This window comes from Actinophytocola sp., from assembly GCF_035942955.1.
GTDB lineage: Bacteria > Actinomycetota > Actinomycetes > Mycobacteriales > Pseudonocardiaceae > DASYTH01.
On record NZ_DASZCQ010000207.1, the window covers coordinates 1 to 16,051 of the forward strand.

General features: G+C 71.0%; 19 protein-coding genes. 8 read left to right on the forward strand and 11 right to left on the reverse strand.

What is annotated here, in order from left to right:
* Positions 1-150: 150 nt before the first annotated feature.
* A complete protein-coding gene (locus VGX25_RS20850) occupies positions 151-747 on the reverse strand; it encodes a dihydrofolate reductase family protein (RefSeq protein ID WP_326919529.1) in 597 nt (198 codons plus the stop codon).
* 110 nt (positions 748-857) lie between these two features.
* On the opposite strand from VGX25_RS20850, the gene VGX25_RS20855 reads away from it, so the two are divergent.
* Positions 858-1,283, forward strand: a complete 426-nt coding sequence (locus VGX25_RS20855; RefSeq protein WP_326919530.1) for a hypothetical protein — start codon at positions 858-860, stop codon at positions 1,281-1,283.
* A 44-nt stretch (positions 1,284-1,327) separates the two neighbouring features.
* Positions 1,328-1,834, forward strand: coding sequence for a hypothetical protein (locus VGX25_RS20860; protein ID WP_326919531.1), 507 nt, complete (start codon positions 1,328-1,330; stop codon positions 1,832-1,834).
* Here the strand turns inward: VGX25_RS20860 and VGX25_RS20865 are convergent.
* The 4 genes from VGX25_RS20865 to VGX25_RS20880 form a co-directional block, all read right to left on the reverse strand.
* The gene (locus VGX25_RS20865) at positions 1,831-3,489 is read right to left on the reverse strand and encodes a fumarate hydratase (RefSeq protein WP_326919532.1); all 1,659 of its coding nucleotides are present in this window, start codon (positions 3,487-3,489) and stop codon (positions 1,831-1,833) included. The two genes, VGX25_RS20860 and VGX25_RS20865, sit on opposite strands and share 4 nt — an antisense overlap.
* A 228-nt stretch (positions 3,490-3,717) precedes the next feature.
* The gene (locus VGX25_RS20870) at positions 3,718-4,686 is read right to left on the reverse strand and encodes a sigma-70 family RNA polymerase sigma factor (protein ID WP_326919533.1); all 969 of its coding nucleotides are present in this window, start codon (positions 4,684-4,686) and stop codon (positions 3,718-3,720) included.
* 201 nt (positions 4,687-4,887) lie between these two features.
* Complete coding sequence (gene dtd, locus VGX25_RS20875; protein WP_326919534.1) at positions 4,888-5,313, reverse strand: D-aminoacyl-tRNA deacylase; 426 nt, start codon at positions 5,311-5,313, stop codon at positions 4,888-4,890.
* A 26-nt stretch (positions 5,314-5,339) separates the two neighbouring features.
* Positions 5,340-6,062: a methyltransferase domain-containing protein gene (locus tag VGX25_RS20880; RefSeq protein ID WP_326919535.1), complete on the reverse strand. Its 723-nt coding sequence runs from the start codon at positions 6,060-6,062 to the stop codon at positions 5,340-5,342.
* Positions 6,063-6,179: 117 nt separating this feature from the next.
* Here VGX25_RS20880 and VGX25_RS20885 point away from each other — a divergent pair, with 117 nt between their 5' ends.
* The gene (locus VGX25_RS20885) at positions 6,180-6,515 is read left to right on the forward strand and encodes a DUF3099 domain-containing protein (RefSeq protein WP_326919546.1); all 336 of its coding nucleotides are present in this window, start codon (positions 6,180-6,182) and stop codon (positions 6,513-6,515) included.
* An 84-nt stretch (positions 6,516-6,599) separates the two neighbouring features.
* On the opposite strand, the gene VGX25_RS20890 is transcribed toward VGX25_RS20885, so the two are convergent.
* Positions 6,600-7,490 (reverse strand): sugar kinase, encoded by an 891-nt coding sequence (locus VGX25_RS20890; protein WP_326919536.1) that lies wholly within the window; start codon positions 7,488-7,490, stop codon positions 6,600-6,602.
* Between the two features lie 3 nt (positions 7,491-7,493).
* Between VGX25_RS20890 and VGX25_RS20895 the strand changes: the two genes are divergently transcribed.
* The 3 genes from VGX25_RS20895 to VGX25_RS20905 are packed head-to-tail and all read left to right on the forward strand — an operon-like array spanning position 7,494 to position 10,046.
* Positions 7,494-8,297: an ABC transporter permease gene (locus VGX25_RS20895; protein WP_326919537.1), complete on the forward strand. Its 804-nt coding sequence runs from the start codon at positions 7,494-7,496 to the stop codon at positions 8,295-8,297.
* Positions 8,290-9,090 carry an ABC transporter permease gene (locus tag VGX25_RS20900; RefSeq protein WP_326919538.1) on the forward strand — a complete coding sequence of 267 codons (801 nt, stop codon included), beginning with the start codon at positions 8,290-8,292 and terminating at the stop codon, positions 9,088-9,090. The genes VGX25_RS20895 and VGX25_RS20900 overlap by 8 nt, the downstream gene beginning before the upstream one ends.
* Positions 9,087-10,046: an ATP-binding cassette domain-containing protein gene (locus VGX25_RS20905; RefSeq protein ID WP_326919539.1), complete on the forward strand. Its 960-nt coding sequence runs from the start codon at positions 9,087-9,089 to the stop codon at positions 10,044-10,046. Before VGX25_RS20900 ends, VGX25_RS20905 begins: the two co-directional genes overlap by 4 nt.
* 385 nt (positions 10,047-10,431) lie before the next feature.
* Here the strand turns inward: VGX25_RS20905 and VGX25_RS20910 are convergent, their stop codons facing one another.
* The 3 genes from VGX25_RS20910 to VGX25_RS20920 are packed head-to-tail and all read right to left on the reverse strand — an operon-like array spanning position 10,432 to position 12,672.
* Entirely contained in the window at positions 10,432-11,373 is a 942-nt protein-coding gene (locus VGX25_RS20910; protein WP_326919540.1) for a pseudouridine-5'-phosphate glycosidase, read from the reverse strand.
* On the reverse strand, positions 11,370-11,876 hold the full coding sequence (locus VGX25_RS20915) for a pyridoxamine 5'-phosphate oxidase family protein (protein WP_326919541.1): 507 nt from the start codon (positions 11,874-11,876) through the stop codon (positions 11,370-11,372). Before VGX25_RS20915 ends, VGX25_RS20910 begins: the two co-directional genes overlap by 4 nt.
* A complete protein-coding gene (locus VGX25_RS20920; RefSeq protein ID WP_326919542.1) occupies positions 11,860-12,672 on the reverse strand; it encodes a sporulation protein in 813 nt (270 codons plus the stop codon). The genes VGX25_RS20915 and VGX25_RS20920 overlap by 17 nt, the downstream gene beginning before the upstream one ends.
* 59 nt (positions 12,673-12,731) lie before the next feature.
* Here VGX25_RS20920 and VGX25_RS20925 point away from each other — a divergent pair, with 59 nt between their 5' ends.
* Complete coding sequence (locus VGX25_RS20925) at positions 12,732-13,001, forward strand: DUF3039 domain-containing protein (RefSeq protein ID WP_326919543.1); 270 nt, start codon at positions 12,732-12,734, stop codon at positions 12,999-13,001.
* A gap of 4 nt (positions 13,002-13,005) precedes the next feature.
* On the opposite strand, the gene VGX25_RS20930 is transcribed toward VGX25_RS20925, so the two are convergent.
* A complete protein-coding gene (locus VGX25_RS20930; RefSeq protein WP_326919544.1) occupies positions 13,006-13,254 on the reverse strand; it encodes a hypothetical protein in 249 nt (82 codons plus the stop codon).
* On the reverse strand, positions 13,251-14,321 hold the full coding sequence (locus VGX25_RS20935) for a YihY/virulence factor BrkB family protein (RefSeq protein ID WP_326919545.1): 1,071 nt from the start codon (positions 14,319-14,321) through the stop codon (positions 13,251-13,253). Before VGX25_RS20935 ends, VGX25_RS20930 begins: the two co-directional genes overlap by 4 nt.
* Before the next feature lie 185 nt (positions 14,322-14,506).
* Between VGX25_RS20935 and VGX25_RS20940 the strand changes: the two genes are divergently transcribed.
* Positions 14,507-16,051: DEAD/DEAH box helicase (locus tag VGX25_RS20940; protein ID WP_326919547.1), on the forward strand; the 1,545-nt coding region annotated here is incomplete at its 3' end.

The following is a 16,051-nucleotide window of genomic DNA, read 5'->3' on the forward strand; positions in this document are numbered from 1 at the left end:
CCCCGCGGCGCGCGGCGCCGTGTCGTCTTCGGCGCGCGGCCCCGCGACGTGCCTGGCGATTCTGTCCGCACACCACGGCAGGATCGACTTGCACGCCGGGCCGGGGGCCGATGCCACCTTCCGCGTCCTGCTCCCGATCGCGGGGTCCGATTAGGACTTGCGCACCCGGTAGCGCAGGTGTGTCACTCGGGCGCTTTCGGTCACGGTCGGCCCGTCCAGTAGGACGGGTGCCGTGCCGAGTTGCTCGAAGAAGGGCGTGCCGCTGCCGAGCAGGACCGGGACCAGGTCCAGGTTGATCTCGTCGAGCAGGCCCGCGTCGAGGCACTGCCGGGCGATTGTGCCGCCGTTGACGCCGATCCAGCGATCCCCGGCGATCTCCCTGGCCTTGGCCACCGCGCTCTCGATTCCGTCGGTGACGAAGTGGAAGGGGGCGTCCGGGTGTGGCCAGTCGTCGGGAACGCGGTGCGTGAGCACGACGACGGGGGTGCCGAACGGGTGGTTGCCGTCCCACCCCTTCGTGAGGTCGAACAGCCGGCGGCCCACGACCAACGCGCCGGTGTTCTCGACCATCTCCTGCACATAGGCCGCGCTCGGCGGCGTCAAGTGCCACGTCATGTCCGGCTTGGTGGTCGGCAACGCCACCTCGCCGGCGTCGTACCACTGGAACAGATGCTCGAACCCGCTCTCGCCGGGCCCGGCGATGAAACCGTCCAGCGACATGCTCGCCGAGGTGAACACCTTGCTCATCGGTCCACTCCTTCGGGTCTGGTGATCGTCTCACCCCCTAGTCGGAGCCGAGGCGAGGTTATGGACATCCGCTATGCAACGCGCCGGCGGGCCGGCTTCGTCCCCGACGCATGAGACACCTCGCAGCCGTTCTCGGCGCCGGCCTCCTGCTGGTGCTCGGCACCGCGTGCGGCGGTCAGAGCGGTCGGAACGAGCCGGGCGCCGCGCCGCCGTCGCTGCCGATCTCGACCACGCCCACCACGCTGGTTCCGGTCGGCCAGCTCGACGACTCCGCGCTGCCCGAGGGGTATCCCAGGGAGGCCTGGGTGGACGGGCGGACCATCGCCGTGAAGGCCCAGGAGGGCGGCTGCGGCAAGGCGAGCCTCGAGGTGGGCGAGCAGGGACCCGACCAGGTCAAGATCACGCTGGTGGAGACCCAGCCTCCCGGGCAGCCGGTCTGCACGATGGACATCCGCTACCCGATCCTGACCGCGACGCTCGACGATCCGCTCGACGGCCGCACGATCGTGCTCCGCGCGGAGCAGCGCACCGCGTGACGGGCTCGTGCAACCGGCGGACCCGCGGGTACCGTCCTGCACCCATGAGGGCACTGCGCATCGTCGCCGGGGCGGTGATCCTGCTTGGCACGATCACCGCCTGCGGCTCGAGCAACCAGGGCGCCCCTGCCAACGCGCCCGACCGGACGTCGACGAGCCCAACGACGGACCGCTCGTCGACCGTCATCCCGCCGCCCGGCTCGTCGACCCCGCCGAGCACCGGCCTGCCACCGGGCGCGACCCCGGTACCCAAGGAACGGGTGGACACTGGAGCCGTGCCGAGCCTCCCCGAACCGCCGCAGGTCGCCGCCGCCCCGGACGGCCGCACGCTGACGCTTACCGTGATGGCCAGGGACTCCTGCTCCGGGGTGGAGGCCACGGTCACCGAGGAGACCGCGGACGCGGTGAAGATCGAGCTGACCCCGATGCTGCAGCCGCAGGGCGGGCCACCGGACCAGGTCTGCGCCCAGGTGCTGACCCCGCGTCAGGTGACCGTGCAGCTCAGGGAGCCGCTTGGCAGCCGGAAGGTGTTCATCTCCGAGGCGTACTAACGGCGGAAGGAGATCTGCAGGGTCGGCTGCGCGGTGCCGGCGAAGAAGTCGTTGCCCTTGTCGTCGACCACGATGAACGCGGGGAAGTCCTCGACCTCGATGCGCCACACGGCTTCCATGCCGAGCTCCGGGTACTCCAGCACGTCCACCCGGCGGATGCAGTCCTTGGCCAGCCGCGCCGCGGGCCCGCCGATCGAGCCGAGGTAGAACCCGCCGTGCGCGGCGCACGCCTCGGTCACCTGGCGCGACCGGTTTCCCTTGGCCAGCATGACGAGTGAGCCGCCGGCGGCCTGGAACTGCGCGACGTAGGAGTCCATCCGGCCGGCCGTGGTCGGGCCGAACGAGCCGGACGCGTAGCCCTCCGGGGTCTTGGCCGGGCCGGCGTAGTACACGGGATGATCACGCAGGTACGCCGGCATCGGCTCGCCGGCGTCCAGCCGCTCCTTGATCTTCGCGTGCACGATGTCCCTGGCCACCACGAGCGGCCCGGACAGCGACAGCCGGGTCTTCACCGGCAGCGTGCTCAGCGTGGCCCGGATCTCGGACATCGGCCGGGTCAGGTCGATCCGCACGACCTCGTCGGACAGCTCCTCGTCGGACACGTCCGGCAGGTACCGCGCCGGGTCGCGCTCGAGCTGCTCGAGGTACACGCCGTCCGCGGTGATCTTGGCCTTGGCCTGCCGGTCGGCCGAGCAGGACACCGCGATCCCCACCGGGCAGGACGCGCCGTGCCGGGGCAGCCGGATCACCCGCACGTCGTGGCAGAAGTACTTGCCACCGAACTGCGCGCCGATGCCGAACTGCCGGGTCATGTCGAGCACCTGCTGCTCGAGGTCGACGTCGCGGAACGCGTGCCCGGCCGCGGAGCCCTCCAGCGGCAGCGTGTCCAGGTACCTGGCCGACGCCAGCTTGGCCACCTTCAACGTGTGCTCCGCGGACAGCCCGCCGACCACGATCGCCAGGTGGTACGGCGGGCAGGCGGCGGTGCCCAGCGCGCGCAGCTTCTCGTCGAGGAACCGGGCCAGCCGGCTCGGGTTCAGCAGCGCCTTGGTCTCCTGGTACAGGAACGTCTTGTTCGCGCTGCCGCCGCCCTTGGCCAGGAACAGGAGGTCGTACCGCGGCTCGTCGCCCGGCGCCGCGTACAGCTCGAGCTGCGCCGGCAGGTTGGTGCCGGTGTTGCGCTCGTCCCAGAACGTCACCGGGGCCAGCTGCGAGTAGCGCAGGTTCAGCTCCTGGTATGCCTCGAAGATGCCGCGGGACAGCGCCTCCTCGTCGCGCCCGCCGGTGAGCACGCCCTCGGTGCGCTTGCCGATCACGATCGCGGTCCCGGTGTCCTGGCACATCGGCAGCACGCCGCCGGCGGAGACGCACGCGTTGCGCAGCAGGTCGGTGGCGACGAACCGGTCGTTGGCGCTGGCCTCCGGGTCGTCGATGATCGCCCGCAGCTGCGCGAGGTGCGTCGGCCGCAGCAGGTGCTGGATGTCGGCGATCGCCTCCCTGGCCAGCCGCGTCAACACCTCCGGCTCGATCTCCAGGAAGGTCCGCCCGGCCGCCTCGAACGCGGTGACACCGTCGGGAGTGATCAACCGGTAGTCGGTCAGGTTGTCCTGGCCGAGTGGCAGCACGTCGACGTACTGGAACGCGGTATCGATCACGCCCTCACGCTATCGCGCAAGGCGGTCGACACAGCCGAGAGGCCGAGGCGGCCCCCGGCCGCCCCGACCTCCCGTCGGGTGCGATCACGAACAGTTACTTGCCGCCCGCGTCGCGTAGTTCACTGCATTGACAGTCCGTGATTCGGCTCACAATGTCAATGCCTTCGACCGTAAAGACGCGACGTGGGGCCAAAACGTTGCTCGGGATGGCGGAGTTGGGCTGCGGAGTCAGCTGGCGTACGCGCGCAGGCGCTCGGCCCGCTCGCCCTGGCGCAGCTTCGACATGACCTCACGCTCGATCTGCCGGACCCGCTCGCGGGACAGGCCGAACCGCTTGCCGATCTGGTCGAGCGTGCGCGGCTGCCCGTCGTCGAGGCCGTACCGCATCCGGATCACCGACTGCTCACGCTCCTCCAGCGTGGCCAGCACCCGGCGCAGGTCGTCCTGCAGCAGCCCGGAGATCACCGCGGACTCGGCGTCGGCGGCCTCGCCGTCCTCGATGAAGTCGCCGAGCGGAGCGTCCTCCTCCGAGCCGACTGGCATGTCCAGGCTCACCGGGTCGCGCGCGTGGTCGAGCAGGTCGGCCACCTTCTCCGGGGTGAGCCCGGCCTCGTTGGCCAGCTCCTCGTTGGTGGCCTCGCGGCCCATCTGCTGGTGCAGGTCCCGCTTGATCCGGGCCAGCTTGTTGACCTGCTCCACCAGGTGCACGGGGAGCCGGATGGTGCGGCCCTGGTCGGCCATGCCGCGGGTGATGGCCTGCCGGATCCACCATGTGGCGTAGGTGGAGAACTTGAAACCCTTGGTGTAGTCGAACTTCTCCACCGCGCGGATCAGCCCGAGGTTGCCCTCCTGGATCAGGTCGAGCAGCGGCATGCCGCGCCCGGTGTAGCGCTTGGCGAGCGAGACGACCAGCCGCAGGTTGGCCTCGAGCAGGTGGTTCTTGGCCCGATGCCCGTCGATGACCAGGGTCTTCAGCTCGGCGCGCCTGCTGGCCGGGAGATTCTCGGCGGTCTCCAGCATGTGCTGGGCGAACACGCCCGCCTCGATACGCTTGGCGAGCTCGACCTCCTGGGCGGCGGTCAGCAGCGCCGTGCGGCCAATCCCGTTGAGGTACACGCGGACCAGGTCGGCCGCGGGACCCTGAGCGTCCAGGTCGATCTCGCCGGGCTCCGGCTCGCGTTGCTGTGGGACCGTCATCTCCCCCCCTTTTCAGCGGGCTGGTGTGCTTCTACATCGCACATCCAGCCAAACGTGTGCGGGTCTGGATTCGTTCCCGACTCCACCCTGGATGACGTCAGATTCGCTAGAGCGGTTGCTCAGGTAAACCTGAGCTTTTCCTGAGAAACCCTTGGAACCACTTGCACTGTCCACGAAAGACGGTTCGAGCTGTGCTTGTCCTCACACGTCCACGAGAACGGTGAACGGACCGTCATTCACGCTCTGCACCGCCATCATCGCGCCGAACCGCCCGGTCTCGACCCGCGCCCCGCGCCGGCGAAGCTCGGCGACCACCGCGTCGAGCAAGGGCTCGGCGACCTCCGGGCGCGCCGCCGCCGTCCAGGACGGCCGGCGGCCCTTTCGGGTATCTCCATACAGTGTGAACTGGCTCACGATCAGCAGCGGAGCCCCCGTGGTGGCACAGGATTCCTCGTCCCGCAGGATCCGCAGCTCGTGCAATTTGCGCGCCATGGTGGCGGCTTTGTCCGGATCGTCGGTTGTGCTGACCCCCAGCAATACCAACAATCCCGGCTCGTCGATCGCTCCGACGGTCTGCCCGTCGACCGTGACGATCGCCCGGGTCACCCTGGCCACCACCGCTCGCACAGCGGCCAATGCTGGCAGGTCCGGCTTCAGCGCCGCGCGATGAGGTGGTAGTAGCGCGCGGTCAGCAGGTACGGCATCCGGTCGGCCATGGCCAGCTCCAGCCGCTCCAGGTCGGCGAGGAACTCCGGGTCGTGCGCGGCGTCGTCCTCGGCGAGGTAGTCGCAGACGCATCGCACCCCGTACCGGACGATCAGGCCGAAGCCCAGCTCGGTGAGGTGGCCGACGGTCTCCGCCGCCGGGCCCGCCGTGGGGCCGAGGGCGAACAGCGCCCGCCGCGGATCGAGATCGTGGATCGCGGTGCGCAACGGTTCGGCGTCGGGGTTGGGGGCGAGCACCGACAGCACCCCGTCGCGGCGCAGCGGGGCCGTGACCGCCGCCAGCACCGCGCGGGTGTCCTCCACGTACTGCAGCAGGTTGTGGCACAGCACCACGTCGAAGTCGTCCGGCCCGAACAGCTCCGGCGCGTCCTCGGCGGAGGCCTGCACGACGTGCAGCCGGTCGGCCACGTCGACCGCCTCGGCGTGCTCCTTGGCGTTGCGCAGCATCACGCCCGCCGGGTCGAGCAGGGTGACCTCGTGCCCGCGGGCGGCCAGCCGCACCGCGTCCTGCCCGCTGCCACCCGCGACGTCGAGCACGCGCCGCGGCGTGGGGTCGAGGTGGCGCAGCAGGTTGGCCTCGGTCACGGTGTGCCGCAACCGCCCCCAGGGGCTGTCCTGCCACAACCGGGAGGCGTCCAGTCGCGTGTCCAACCCCGGTAGCGTCATACCACCCTTCATACCTGCTGCCGGCCGCCGTGCCATCGGGAAATACCCGGTTGGCGCAATGCTTCGTACCGCCTTACGCGGTTCGGGCCCGGGAGTGGAATGATGAGCCCCGGAGGTGGTGTCGTGAAAGGCTCCGAGCGGGACGACACCCCGGTTCTGATCACCGCGGCCGCGCCCTCACATGACGACGAGCACGCCGCCCGCAAGCGCAAGTACATGATCATGATGGGCCTGCGGATCCCGTTCCTGCTCGGCGCCCTCGCCTGCTACCAGACCTGGTGGCTCGCCCTCGGCCTGATCGTCATCTCCATCCCCCTGCCCTGGGCCGCTGTGCTGATCGCCAACGACCGCCCACCCCGCAAAGCCGAGCGCGTCAACCGCTTCCAGCAGTCCTCCCGCCAGATCGAGGGCGGCAACCACCAGATCATCGACGGCTAGCTAACCGGCGTGTTTGCGCCTCACGTTGCCGTGTTGGCGTCGTGCGCGGCCAATACGGCGACGCCACGCGCAAACAAGGCGACGTCAGCGGCCAACACGGCGGCTAGGCCACGCGCTCACCAGGGTGGTGGCGTGCGCGCCCGCGCGGACGCCGGCTTCCAGTGCCTCGCGGGGGGTCGCGCCGGCCAGCCAGGCGGCGATCAGGCCGGCGTCGAAGGCGTCGCCGGCGCCGGTGGTGTTGACGCAGTCGGTGGGTTCGGCGGGCACGGAGACCAGGCCGTCGCGGTCGATCCAGGTGGCGCCGTCGGGGCCGGCGGTGACGGCGACGATGCCGTGGTCGAGCAGGCCGGTGGCGCTTGACGGGTCGGGGGAGCCGGTGAGCAGGGCCAGCTCGGTGCTGTTGGGCAGAAACAGGTCGACGTCGCGGACGAGGTCGACGAAGGCCGCCGGGTCGGCGATGAGGTTGGCGGCCTGGGGGTCGACCGAGGTGGTCAGTCCTGCGGAGCGGGCGGCGGCCAGGATCGCCACACCGGCGTCCCGGGACGACGCGTCGAGCAGGACGTAGCCGGACAGGTGCAGGTGGGCGGCGCCGTCGAGGAGCGCCGGATCGAGGTCGTCGGCGCGCAGCAGGGCGTTGGCGCCGCGGTCGGGGAGCATGCTGCGCTGACCCTTGGCGTCGACCAGGACGACGACGCAGCCGGTGGCCGCGGCCGGATCGACGGTGAACGCGCAGCGCACACCGGCGGCGGTCAGCTCCCGGCGCACCGAGTCGCCGGCGACGTCGGCGCCGATCCGGGACACCAGGGTGGTGTCCGCGCCGAGGTGGGCGAGCCAGGCGGCGGTGTTGGCCGCGGCGCCGCCGGGCGAGAGGCTGACCTTGGCGCGGACGTCGTCGCCATGCACGATGGGGTCGCTGTGCCGGGCGACGACGTCCAGGGCCGCGTCGCCGACGACCACTACCCGGGGGGAGCTCACAAGGTGGTGACGGTACGGGCCTACGCCGCGCTGACCGCGGCCGGCTTCCGGCGCTTCTCCACCTACCGCCAGGCCACCGTGGCCGGTGCGTTCGCCAATGTCGCGTTCGGCTTTCTGCGCACCTACGTGCTGCTGTCGGTGGCCGGATCCGCGGGCGAGTTGGCCGGGTACGACCGGGCCCAGCTGGTCACGTTCGTCTGGGTCGGTCAGGGACTGCTCGCGGTGGTCAACGCCTGGGGGCCGCTGGACATGGCCGACCGGGTCCGTTCCGGGGACGTGGTGGCCGATCTGCTCCGGCCGGTGCCGACGCTGGCCATGTACCTGTGTGCCGATCTCGGCCGGGCCGGCTTCGCCATGGTCACCCGGTTCGTGACGCCGGTCGTGGTCGGGCTGCTGGCCTTCGAGTTCTCTCTGCCGGGACACCTGCTCAGCTACGGGCTGTTCGCGGGTTCCGTCCTGCTTGCGGTGGTGATCGCGTTCAGCTGGCGGTACATGATCGGCCTGTCCGCGTTCTGGCTGCTCGACGCGCGTGGCCTGAACATGATGTGGGTGTTCCTGTGGGGCGGGGGCAGCGGGTTGTACTTCCCGCTGCCGGTGCTGCCCGGCTGGCTGGAGTTGACGCTGTGGATCGGCACGCCCTTCCCGGCGACGATGCAGGCGCCGCTGGACATCGCGGTCGAGCGGGGCGGCCTCGGCCATGCCGCGCTGGTGCTGGCGGCCCAGATCGGGTGGGCGGCGATCTCGCTGGCCCTGTGCCGGCACGTGCAGCGCCGGGCCTGGCGGAAGCTGGTGGTCCAGGGTGGGTAGGGCGGTGCCGTACCTGCGCGTTCTGCGGGCCCAGGTGCGTGCCCAGACGCAGTATCGCGCCTCGTTCGTCATGGATCTGATCGGCAGCGGCCTGTTCACCACGCTCGACGTCGCCACGGTGTTCGTGCTGTTCGCCGTGCGGGGCGATCTCGGCGGGTTCGGCGGCCGCGAGGTGCTGCTCATGGCCGCGCTGTCGGCGGCCGCGTTCCCGATCGCGGACCTGACCGCGGGCAACCTTGACCGGCTGCGGCTCTACGTCCGGACCGGGTTGTTCGACACCGTGCTGCTGCGGCCGCTGTCGGCGCTGGGACAGCTGGTCGTCCTGGACTTCCAGCCCCGGCGGATCGGCCGGGTGGTGCAGGGCCTGCTGCTGTACGGGGTCGCGCTCGCGGTCGCCGGCATCGCCTGGACGCCGGGACGCGTGCTGCTCGCCGGGCTCGCTCCCGTTGCCGGGGCGGTGTTCTTCTCCGCCCTGTTCGTCGCCGGGTCGACGGTGGCGTTCTGGTGGATCGAGTCCGGGGAGGTGGCCAACGCCTTCACCTACGGCGGCCGCGACTTCACCTCCTACCCGATCACCATGTACGGCGAGTGGTTCCGCAAGCTGTTCGCGTTCGGGCTCGGATTTGCCTTCGTTGCTTACCTTCCGGCGCTGGCGCTGCTCGGGCGGACGGACCCGCTCGGCACGCCAAGCTGGCTGCACTGGTGCTCGCCGGTCACCGCGCTGCTGGCCGCCGCCGGCGCGGGTTGGTTGTGGCGCACCGGAATCCGTCACTACCGGAGCACAGGATCATGATCATCGAGGCGCGTGGGCTGCGCAAGGACTTCACCCTTCGCCGCAAAGCCGGGCGGCTGCGCCGGGAACGGCACATAGTGTCCGCTGTGGACGGTGTGAACCTGTGCGTGGAGCGCGGCGAGCTGGTCGGCTACATCGGACCGAACGGCGCGGGAAAGTCCACCACGCTGAAGATGATGACCGGGGTGCTCACCCCGTCCGGCGGCACGGTCCGGGTCTGCGGGCTGGAACCCGTGCCGCAGCGGACAAAGCTGGCCCGGCGGATCGGCGTGGTGTTCGGGCAGCGCTCGCAGCTATGGTGGGACCTGCCGCTGGCCGACTCGTTCTCCTTGCTACGGCACATCTACCGCGTCCCGCCGGCCGAGCACGCCGCCCGCCTGACCCGGCTGCGGGCCCTGCTGGACCTCGACGAGTTCCTCGACACCCCGGTGCGCCAGCTGTCCCTCGGCCAGCGGATGCGCGGCGAGCTCACCGCGGCGCTGCTGCACGGGCCCGAGGTACTCTTCCTCGACGAACCGACCATCGGCCTCGACGTGATCAGCAAGCAGGCCGTGCGCGCGTTCCTGGCCGACCTGGGCGCCGCCGGGGACACCACGATCCTGCTGACCACGCACGACTTGGCCGACATCGAGAAGCTCTGCCGCCGCCTGGTGGTGATCGACCACGGCCGGGTCGTGCACGACGGCACTCTGGAAGAGCTGCACGCCAGCCACGGCTCGCGCCGCACCATCGTGGCCGATGTGGACACTCCATGGCCGCCAGGCCTCACCCTCAAGGGCGCCACCGTAACCTCGGTGGAGGGCCTCCGCGTCACCCTCACCCTCGACGGCGCGGCCGCCGGCGAAGTCGTCGCCCAACTAGCTCAAGCCGTGCCCCTGCGCGACCTTTCCGTACAGGAGCCCGCAATCGAGGACGTCATCGCCCGCCTCTACACGGCTCCCCGGACAGCAACGTGACATCGCTTCCCCAACCCGGATGCGCCACCCAAGGGGCCGCCAAGTCGCGCGATCGAGTGTCGGAAACGGTGGCCGCGCCGCGCGCCGCGCGTGCAGCGCGACCGCACCCGATCTCCGCGATCACGCGGTCCAGATCTTTGCGAAGGGACCACCCGCCATCGGCCGGTCCGCGGCAACCGGCACCTACCCAAACGTGACCTTGCCCTGGGGAAGGAATGTCACGTGACTTGCTTGCCGATGTGGAGCTCGGCAGGTCGTCGGGCTGGTGGGGTTGGGGATCGAGTCGGGCTCGGCCATGATCGGCGTTTGTGGAGTTCACGCTCAGATATTCGGGGGTGAACTCCGAACGGTGATCTCCACTCCCATGCCCGGGATGATCGCCGTTTCAACCACGGCCATCGGTGACGTCGGTGGAGGCTTGGGGTGAGTTGGCGGGAGCCAGCTCGACGGCGACCGCTGCCGCGAGGCGGACGTTGTCGAGTACCAGGGCCTCGTTGGCGGCGAGGCTGGCGCCGGCGCTGGCGGTGTGGAAGTGCTCGAGGAGCACGGGGGTCACGTCGCCGCCGCGTATGCCTCGGCGCTCGACGAGTTTCATGCCCTCGGCCAGCAGGCGGTCGTGGAGGTCGGCGTCGAGCTCGTGTTGGGCCGGCACGGGGTTGACCAGAAGGATGCCGGAGCGGCCGGGGACGTGCGCGAAGTGGGCCGCCACGACCGTAGCGGCCGCGGCGGGGGTGTCGACCCGCCAGGGCACGGTGAAGTTGGACTCGCGGCGGTAGAAGGCGGGGAACGAGTCGGTGCGGTAGCCGATCACCGGGACGGAGCGGGTCTCCAGCACCTCGACCGTGGCCGCGATGTCCAGAATGGACTTGACGCCGGAGCAGACGACGAGGACCGGGGTGCCGGCCAGCACGTCGAGATCGGCCGACACGTCCCACCCGGTGCCCAGGTGCACGCCGCCGAGCCCGCCGGTGCCGAACACGGCGATCCCGGCCGCGGCCGCGAGCGCCGCCGTGCCGGCCACCGTGGTCGCGCCGTCGCGGCCCAGCGCCAGGGCCGGGCCGAGGTCGCGGCGGGACAGTTTCACCAGGCCGGCCGCCGGGTCGCACACTCTGTCCAATTCGGACTCGCTCAGCCCGATCCGCGCGCGGCCGCCGAGCACGGCGATCGTGGCCGGCACGGCGCCCGCGCCCCGCACCGCCGCCTCCAGCCGGGTGGCCACCTCGCGGTTGCGCCCCGCCGGCAGCCCGTGCGCGAGCAGCGTGCTCTCCAGTGCCACCACCGCACGGCCGGCGGACAACGCCTCGGCGACCTCGTCGGCGACGATCATTCGAAGTCCCACCGGGTCGGGGAGCCCTCGAAGTCCTTCTCGGCCACGCCGAACGCCCACGTCGGTCGCACCCGGACGGACGCGTTCTTCGCCGGGTCGAGGAAGTCGAGCGGGTAGTCGGTGCCGTACTTGGCGTTCATCCCGTCCAGAAACCGTTGTATCGCGGGAATCTCGGTGACGATCTCGGCCCTGCCCTCGAGCACGACCGGATTCCGCGGGTCCGCTGTGGACACCGAGACGACCGGGCGGGTCCGAAGGTTGCGGATCTTCCTGGACCGCAGGCTCGAGGAGAACCACAGATCCCCGTCCTGCCACACCGCCCACACCGGCATGGTGTGCGGGCGGCCGTCCGGCCAGACCGTGGCCACCCAGTAGTCGTGGCTGTCCCGCAGCCGCTCGAGCGCCCAGGACCAGGGGAGCAGCCCGCTGCCCCGGTCGGCGGGCAGGATCCCGTAGCCCGGCATGTGCGGCCGGGCCGCTCGTGGCTCAGTCGAAGATGCCACGCGGCTTGGCCACCTCCCGGAGCCAGCCCTCGATCTGCTGCTCCCAGTTGGTCCGGCCGAGCGCGGCGTTGTCGACGGTGAACGCACCGAGGAACGACTGGCCGCGGCCGCCGAGCCCGCCGCCCTTGGCCACCCGGACCCGCTTGTTGACGTCCAGCACCACCTGCACGTCGCGCGGGCGGGCCAGGAAGCTGACCGCCAGCTCGTTGAACACGCCGGCGAACGCGCGCGACGGTGCGAAGTGGATCTCCTGGAAGAACGGCAGCTGCTGGTCGACGCCGTCAAGGCGGTTCTTCTCCAGGCTGGCACGGGTGAACTGGAAGCCGAGCCGGGACACCGCGTCGAGGATCCGGTGCTGGGCCGGCACCGGCTCGATCGACACGGCGTCGACGTCCTGCGGGTCGACGATCGTGCTCGCCAGGTTGAGGTTGGTCTGCAGGCCGACCGCCATGCCGGTGAGGTACTTGCCGAACACCGTGGTGATCGGGGTCTCCCAGGGCATCTGCACCTCGAACGGCACCCGGACCTGGGCGCCGGCCCGGACCAGCTCCCGGCCGGCCAGCTGCACCGTCTGGAACGGCAGGTCCGTCACCTGGGCCGGCCTGCCGTTGCCGCCGCCGGTCTCGACCCTGGCCAGCAGGGTCACCCCGAGCGACTCGACCTCCTGGTCGATCTGGCCGCCGGCGAGCAGCACCTCGCCGTGCAACGTCGCGCCGGGCCGCACGCTTCGATCGAGCAGCCGGGCGTCCACTTTGGCACCGCCCGAGCCGAAGCTCGCCAACACCTTCTGGAACATGCGCCGATCCTGCCAGCACCGGGTCGCGGAGGGCGGCATATCGGGCATCATTGACGGTGATGAGTACGCAGACACAGACCCGGCCGGACGTCGACACCCGTCCGGAGGGCACGGACACCACGGGTGACGACACCCCGAAGATGTTCCACTACGTGAAGAAGGACAAGATCGCGGAGAGCGCGGTCCTCGGCACGATGGTGGTGGCGCTGTGCGGCGAGGTGTTCCCGGTGACCCGCTCGCCCAAGCCCGGCTCGCCGGTCTGCCCGGAGTGCAAGCGGATCTTCGAGGGCCTGCCGTCCGGCGGCGACGGCGGTGACGGCGGCGAGTAGGTCGTCAGGTCGGCGGGTGCAGCCCGGGTAGCCAGCCGGGCTGCTCGGTCTCGCCGCACAGCGGGCACAGCGCTTCGACCACGGCATCGGCTTCCTCGAAGGCCGCCCGGACCCGGCGGTACACCGTGCCGGCGTCGGCGACGATCATCGAGTGCGCGGTGAACCGGTGATCTCCCACCTGTTCGATGGTTTCGCGCATGGTGCGGCAGCCATGGCATGCCGTGCGCACCGAGTCGCCGGCAGGCTCGCTCATGGGGTTCTGCGTTCGAGCGAGGGCAGCTGCCCGCCGGCCGGCTTCGCCCGCCCCTCGCCGCGGACCTCGCCGTCGGCCTTACCCCGCTCGTCGGACCTGATCTGCGACGCGACATGCTCCATCTCCAGCCGCCGCCACCGGCGCCGCTGCCGGCGCGTCATCCGGGCCGGGTACATCTCCTGGATGGACGCGTTGAAGTAGGCGCCGAACACGATCGCGAACCCGATGAAGAACGCGAACAGCAGGAACGCGATCGGCGTGGCCAGCGCGCCGTAGGTGTAGCCGGTGGTGGTGATCCACGCGATGTAGAGCCGCAGCCCGCTGCTGGCCAGCAGGAAGAAGATCATGGCGAGGACGGCGCCGGGCAGGCCGCGGTGCCAGGGCAGCTTGCGCGGCAGGGCGAGCTTGTACAGCGTGGTCAGGGCCAGCACGATCAGCACGCCGAGGGACGGGAAGTAGAGCACGTCGACCCAGGTCTGGATGTCCGGCCGCCACGCCGTGGGGAACAGCTTCGGCACCAGGTCAGGGCCCAGCGCCAGCAGCGGCAGCCCGATCACCAGCAGCACAAGGCTGGCCATGTACAGCAGCAGCGCGAAGATCCGCTGCCAGACCTCGTGCCGCACGCCGTACTGGTCGTGCGCGACGGTGATCGCGTCGACGAACGAGGACATGGCCGACGAGCCGGCCCACAGCGAGATCAGGAAGCCGACGGTGAGGATCTCGCCGCGGCCGTTGCGCAGGATGTCGTTGACCGTCGGGTCGATGATCTGGGTGACCACGTTCTCGCTGAACGCGGTCCGGGACCACTCGCTGATCTTCTCCTGGACCGCGGTGACCACCTCGTCGCCGACCCAGGCGCCGACGTAGCCCAGGCTGCCGAGCAGCCCGAGCAGCAGCGGCGGCAGCGACAGGATCTGCCAGAACGCCGCTTCGGCCGCCTCGGAGAAGACGTTGCCGTTCCACGCCTTCGACGCCGTGCGCTTGACCAGCCGCCAGAGCCCGCGCCGCGGCAGCTCGCTGGTCGCCGCCGCGGCATTGCGCGTCGGGTGCTGTGGCTGTGGACTCATCTCACCTTCAAGGATGGTCCATCTCGGCGGTGTTGGCCCACTGATCCGCGATCGTGTCGCGTCGCACCGGGCCCCGGCGGCGGCGACCCGGTAGGCTCTCTGGGTGCCCTCAACGGCGTACCGCTGAGGGCTTTTGGCTGCCTGTGGCAAGAAAAGCAGGAAAAGGGGGTCGGCAACGCGTGTCAGTGCAGGACTTGGCTGCGTCACCACAGGCGGCTCCCGGCTCCCGGCCGCTGCGCGCCTGGCAGCGGCGCGCGCTGACCCGCTACCTCGCCGCCCGGCCCAAGGACTTCCTGGCGGTGGCCACGCCGGGCGCCGGCAAGACGGTGTTCGGGCTGCGGCTGGCGACCGAGCTGCTCGCCGACCGCACGGTCGAGGCGGTCACCGTGGTCACCCCGACCGAGCATCTCAAGCACCAGTGGGCCGCGGCCGCCAACGCCGCCGGCATCTCGCTGGATCCCAACTTCCGCAACACCACCGGCGCCACCTCGTCGGACTACCGGGGCGTGGCGGTGACCTACGCGCAGGTGGCCGCGCATCCCGCGCTGCACCGGGTCCGCACGGAGAACCGCAGGACCGTGGTGATCCTCGACGAGATCCACCACGGCGGGGACGCCAAGTCCTGGGGCGACGCGATCCGCGAGGCGTTCACCCCCGCGGTGCGCCGAATCGCGCTGACCGGCACCCCGTTCCGCAGCGACGACTCGCCGATCCCGTTCGTCACCTACGAGCCGGACCCGGCCGGGTTCCAGCGCAGCAGGGCCGACCACACCTACGGCTACGCCGACGCGCTGGCCGACGGCGTGGTCCGTCCGGTGATCTTCCTGGCCTACTCCGGCGAGACCAGCTGGCGCACCAGCGCGGGGGAGGAGTTCACCGCCCGGCTCGGCGAGCCGATGACCAACGAGCAGACCGCCCGCGCCTGGCGGACCGCGCTGGACCCGGCCGGCGAGTGGATCCCGGCCGTGCTGACCGCGGCCGATCTGCGGTTGAGCCAGGTTCGGGCCGACGGCATGCCGGACGCGGCCGGCCTGGTGATCGCGTCGGACCACGAGGCGGCCAAGGCCTACGCCAAGGTCCTCGAGCGGGTGACCGGCCGGCCGCCGGCGCTGGTCCTGTCCGACGACCCCAGGGCGTCCGGGCGGATCGCGTCGTTCGCCGAGTCCACCGATCCCGACGAGCGGTGGATGATCGCGGTGCGCATGGTCAGCGAGGGTGTCGACATCCCGCGCCTTGCCGTGGGCGTGTACGCGACCAGCGCGTCGACGCCGCTGTTCTTCGCCCAGGCGGTCGGCCGGTTCGTCCGCGCCCGCAGGCCGGGGGAGACCGCGAGCGTGTTCCTGCCCAGCGTGCCGACCCTGCTCGAGCTGGCCAGCCAGCTCGAGGCCGAGCGCGACCACGTGCTCGGCAAGCCGCACCGGGACAAGGACGGTTGGGACGACGAGCTGCTTGCCGACGCCAACACCCTCAAGGACGAGCCCGGCGAGGAGGAGAAGGCGTTCGTCTCGCTGGGCGCGTCGGCCGAATTGGACCAGGTGATCTACGACGGCTCGTCGTTCGGCACCGCGGCGTTCGCGGGATCCGAGGAGGAGCAGGAGTACCTCGGGCTGCCCGGCCTGCTGGAGCCCGACCAGGTCCGCGCGCTGCTGCGGCAACGTCAGGAGAGCCAGCTCAAGCAGCGCTCCCGGCCCGCGGCGGCGCCGGCCGCCGAGCCGCGCCCGGTCTCGGTG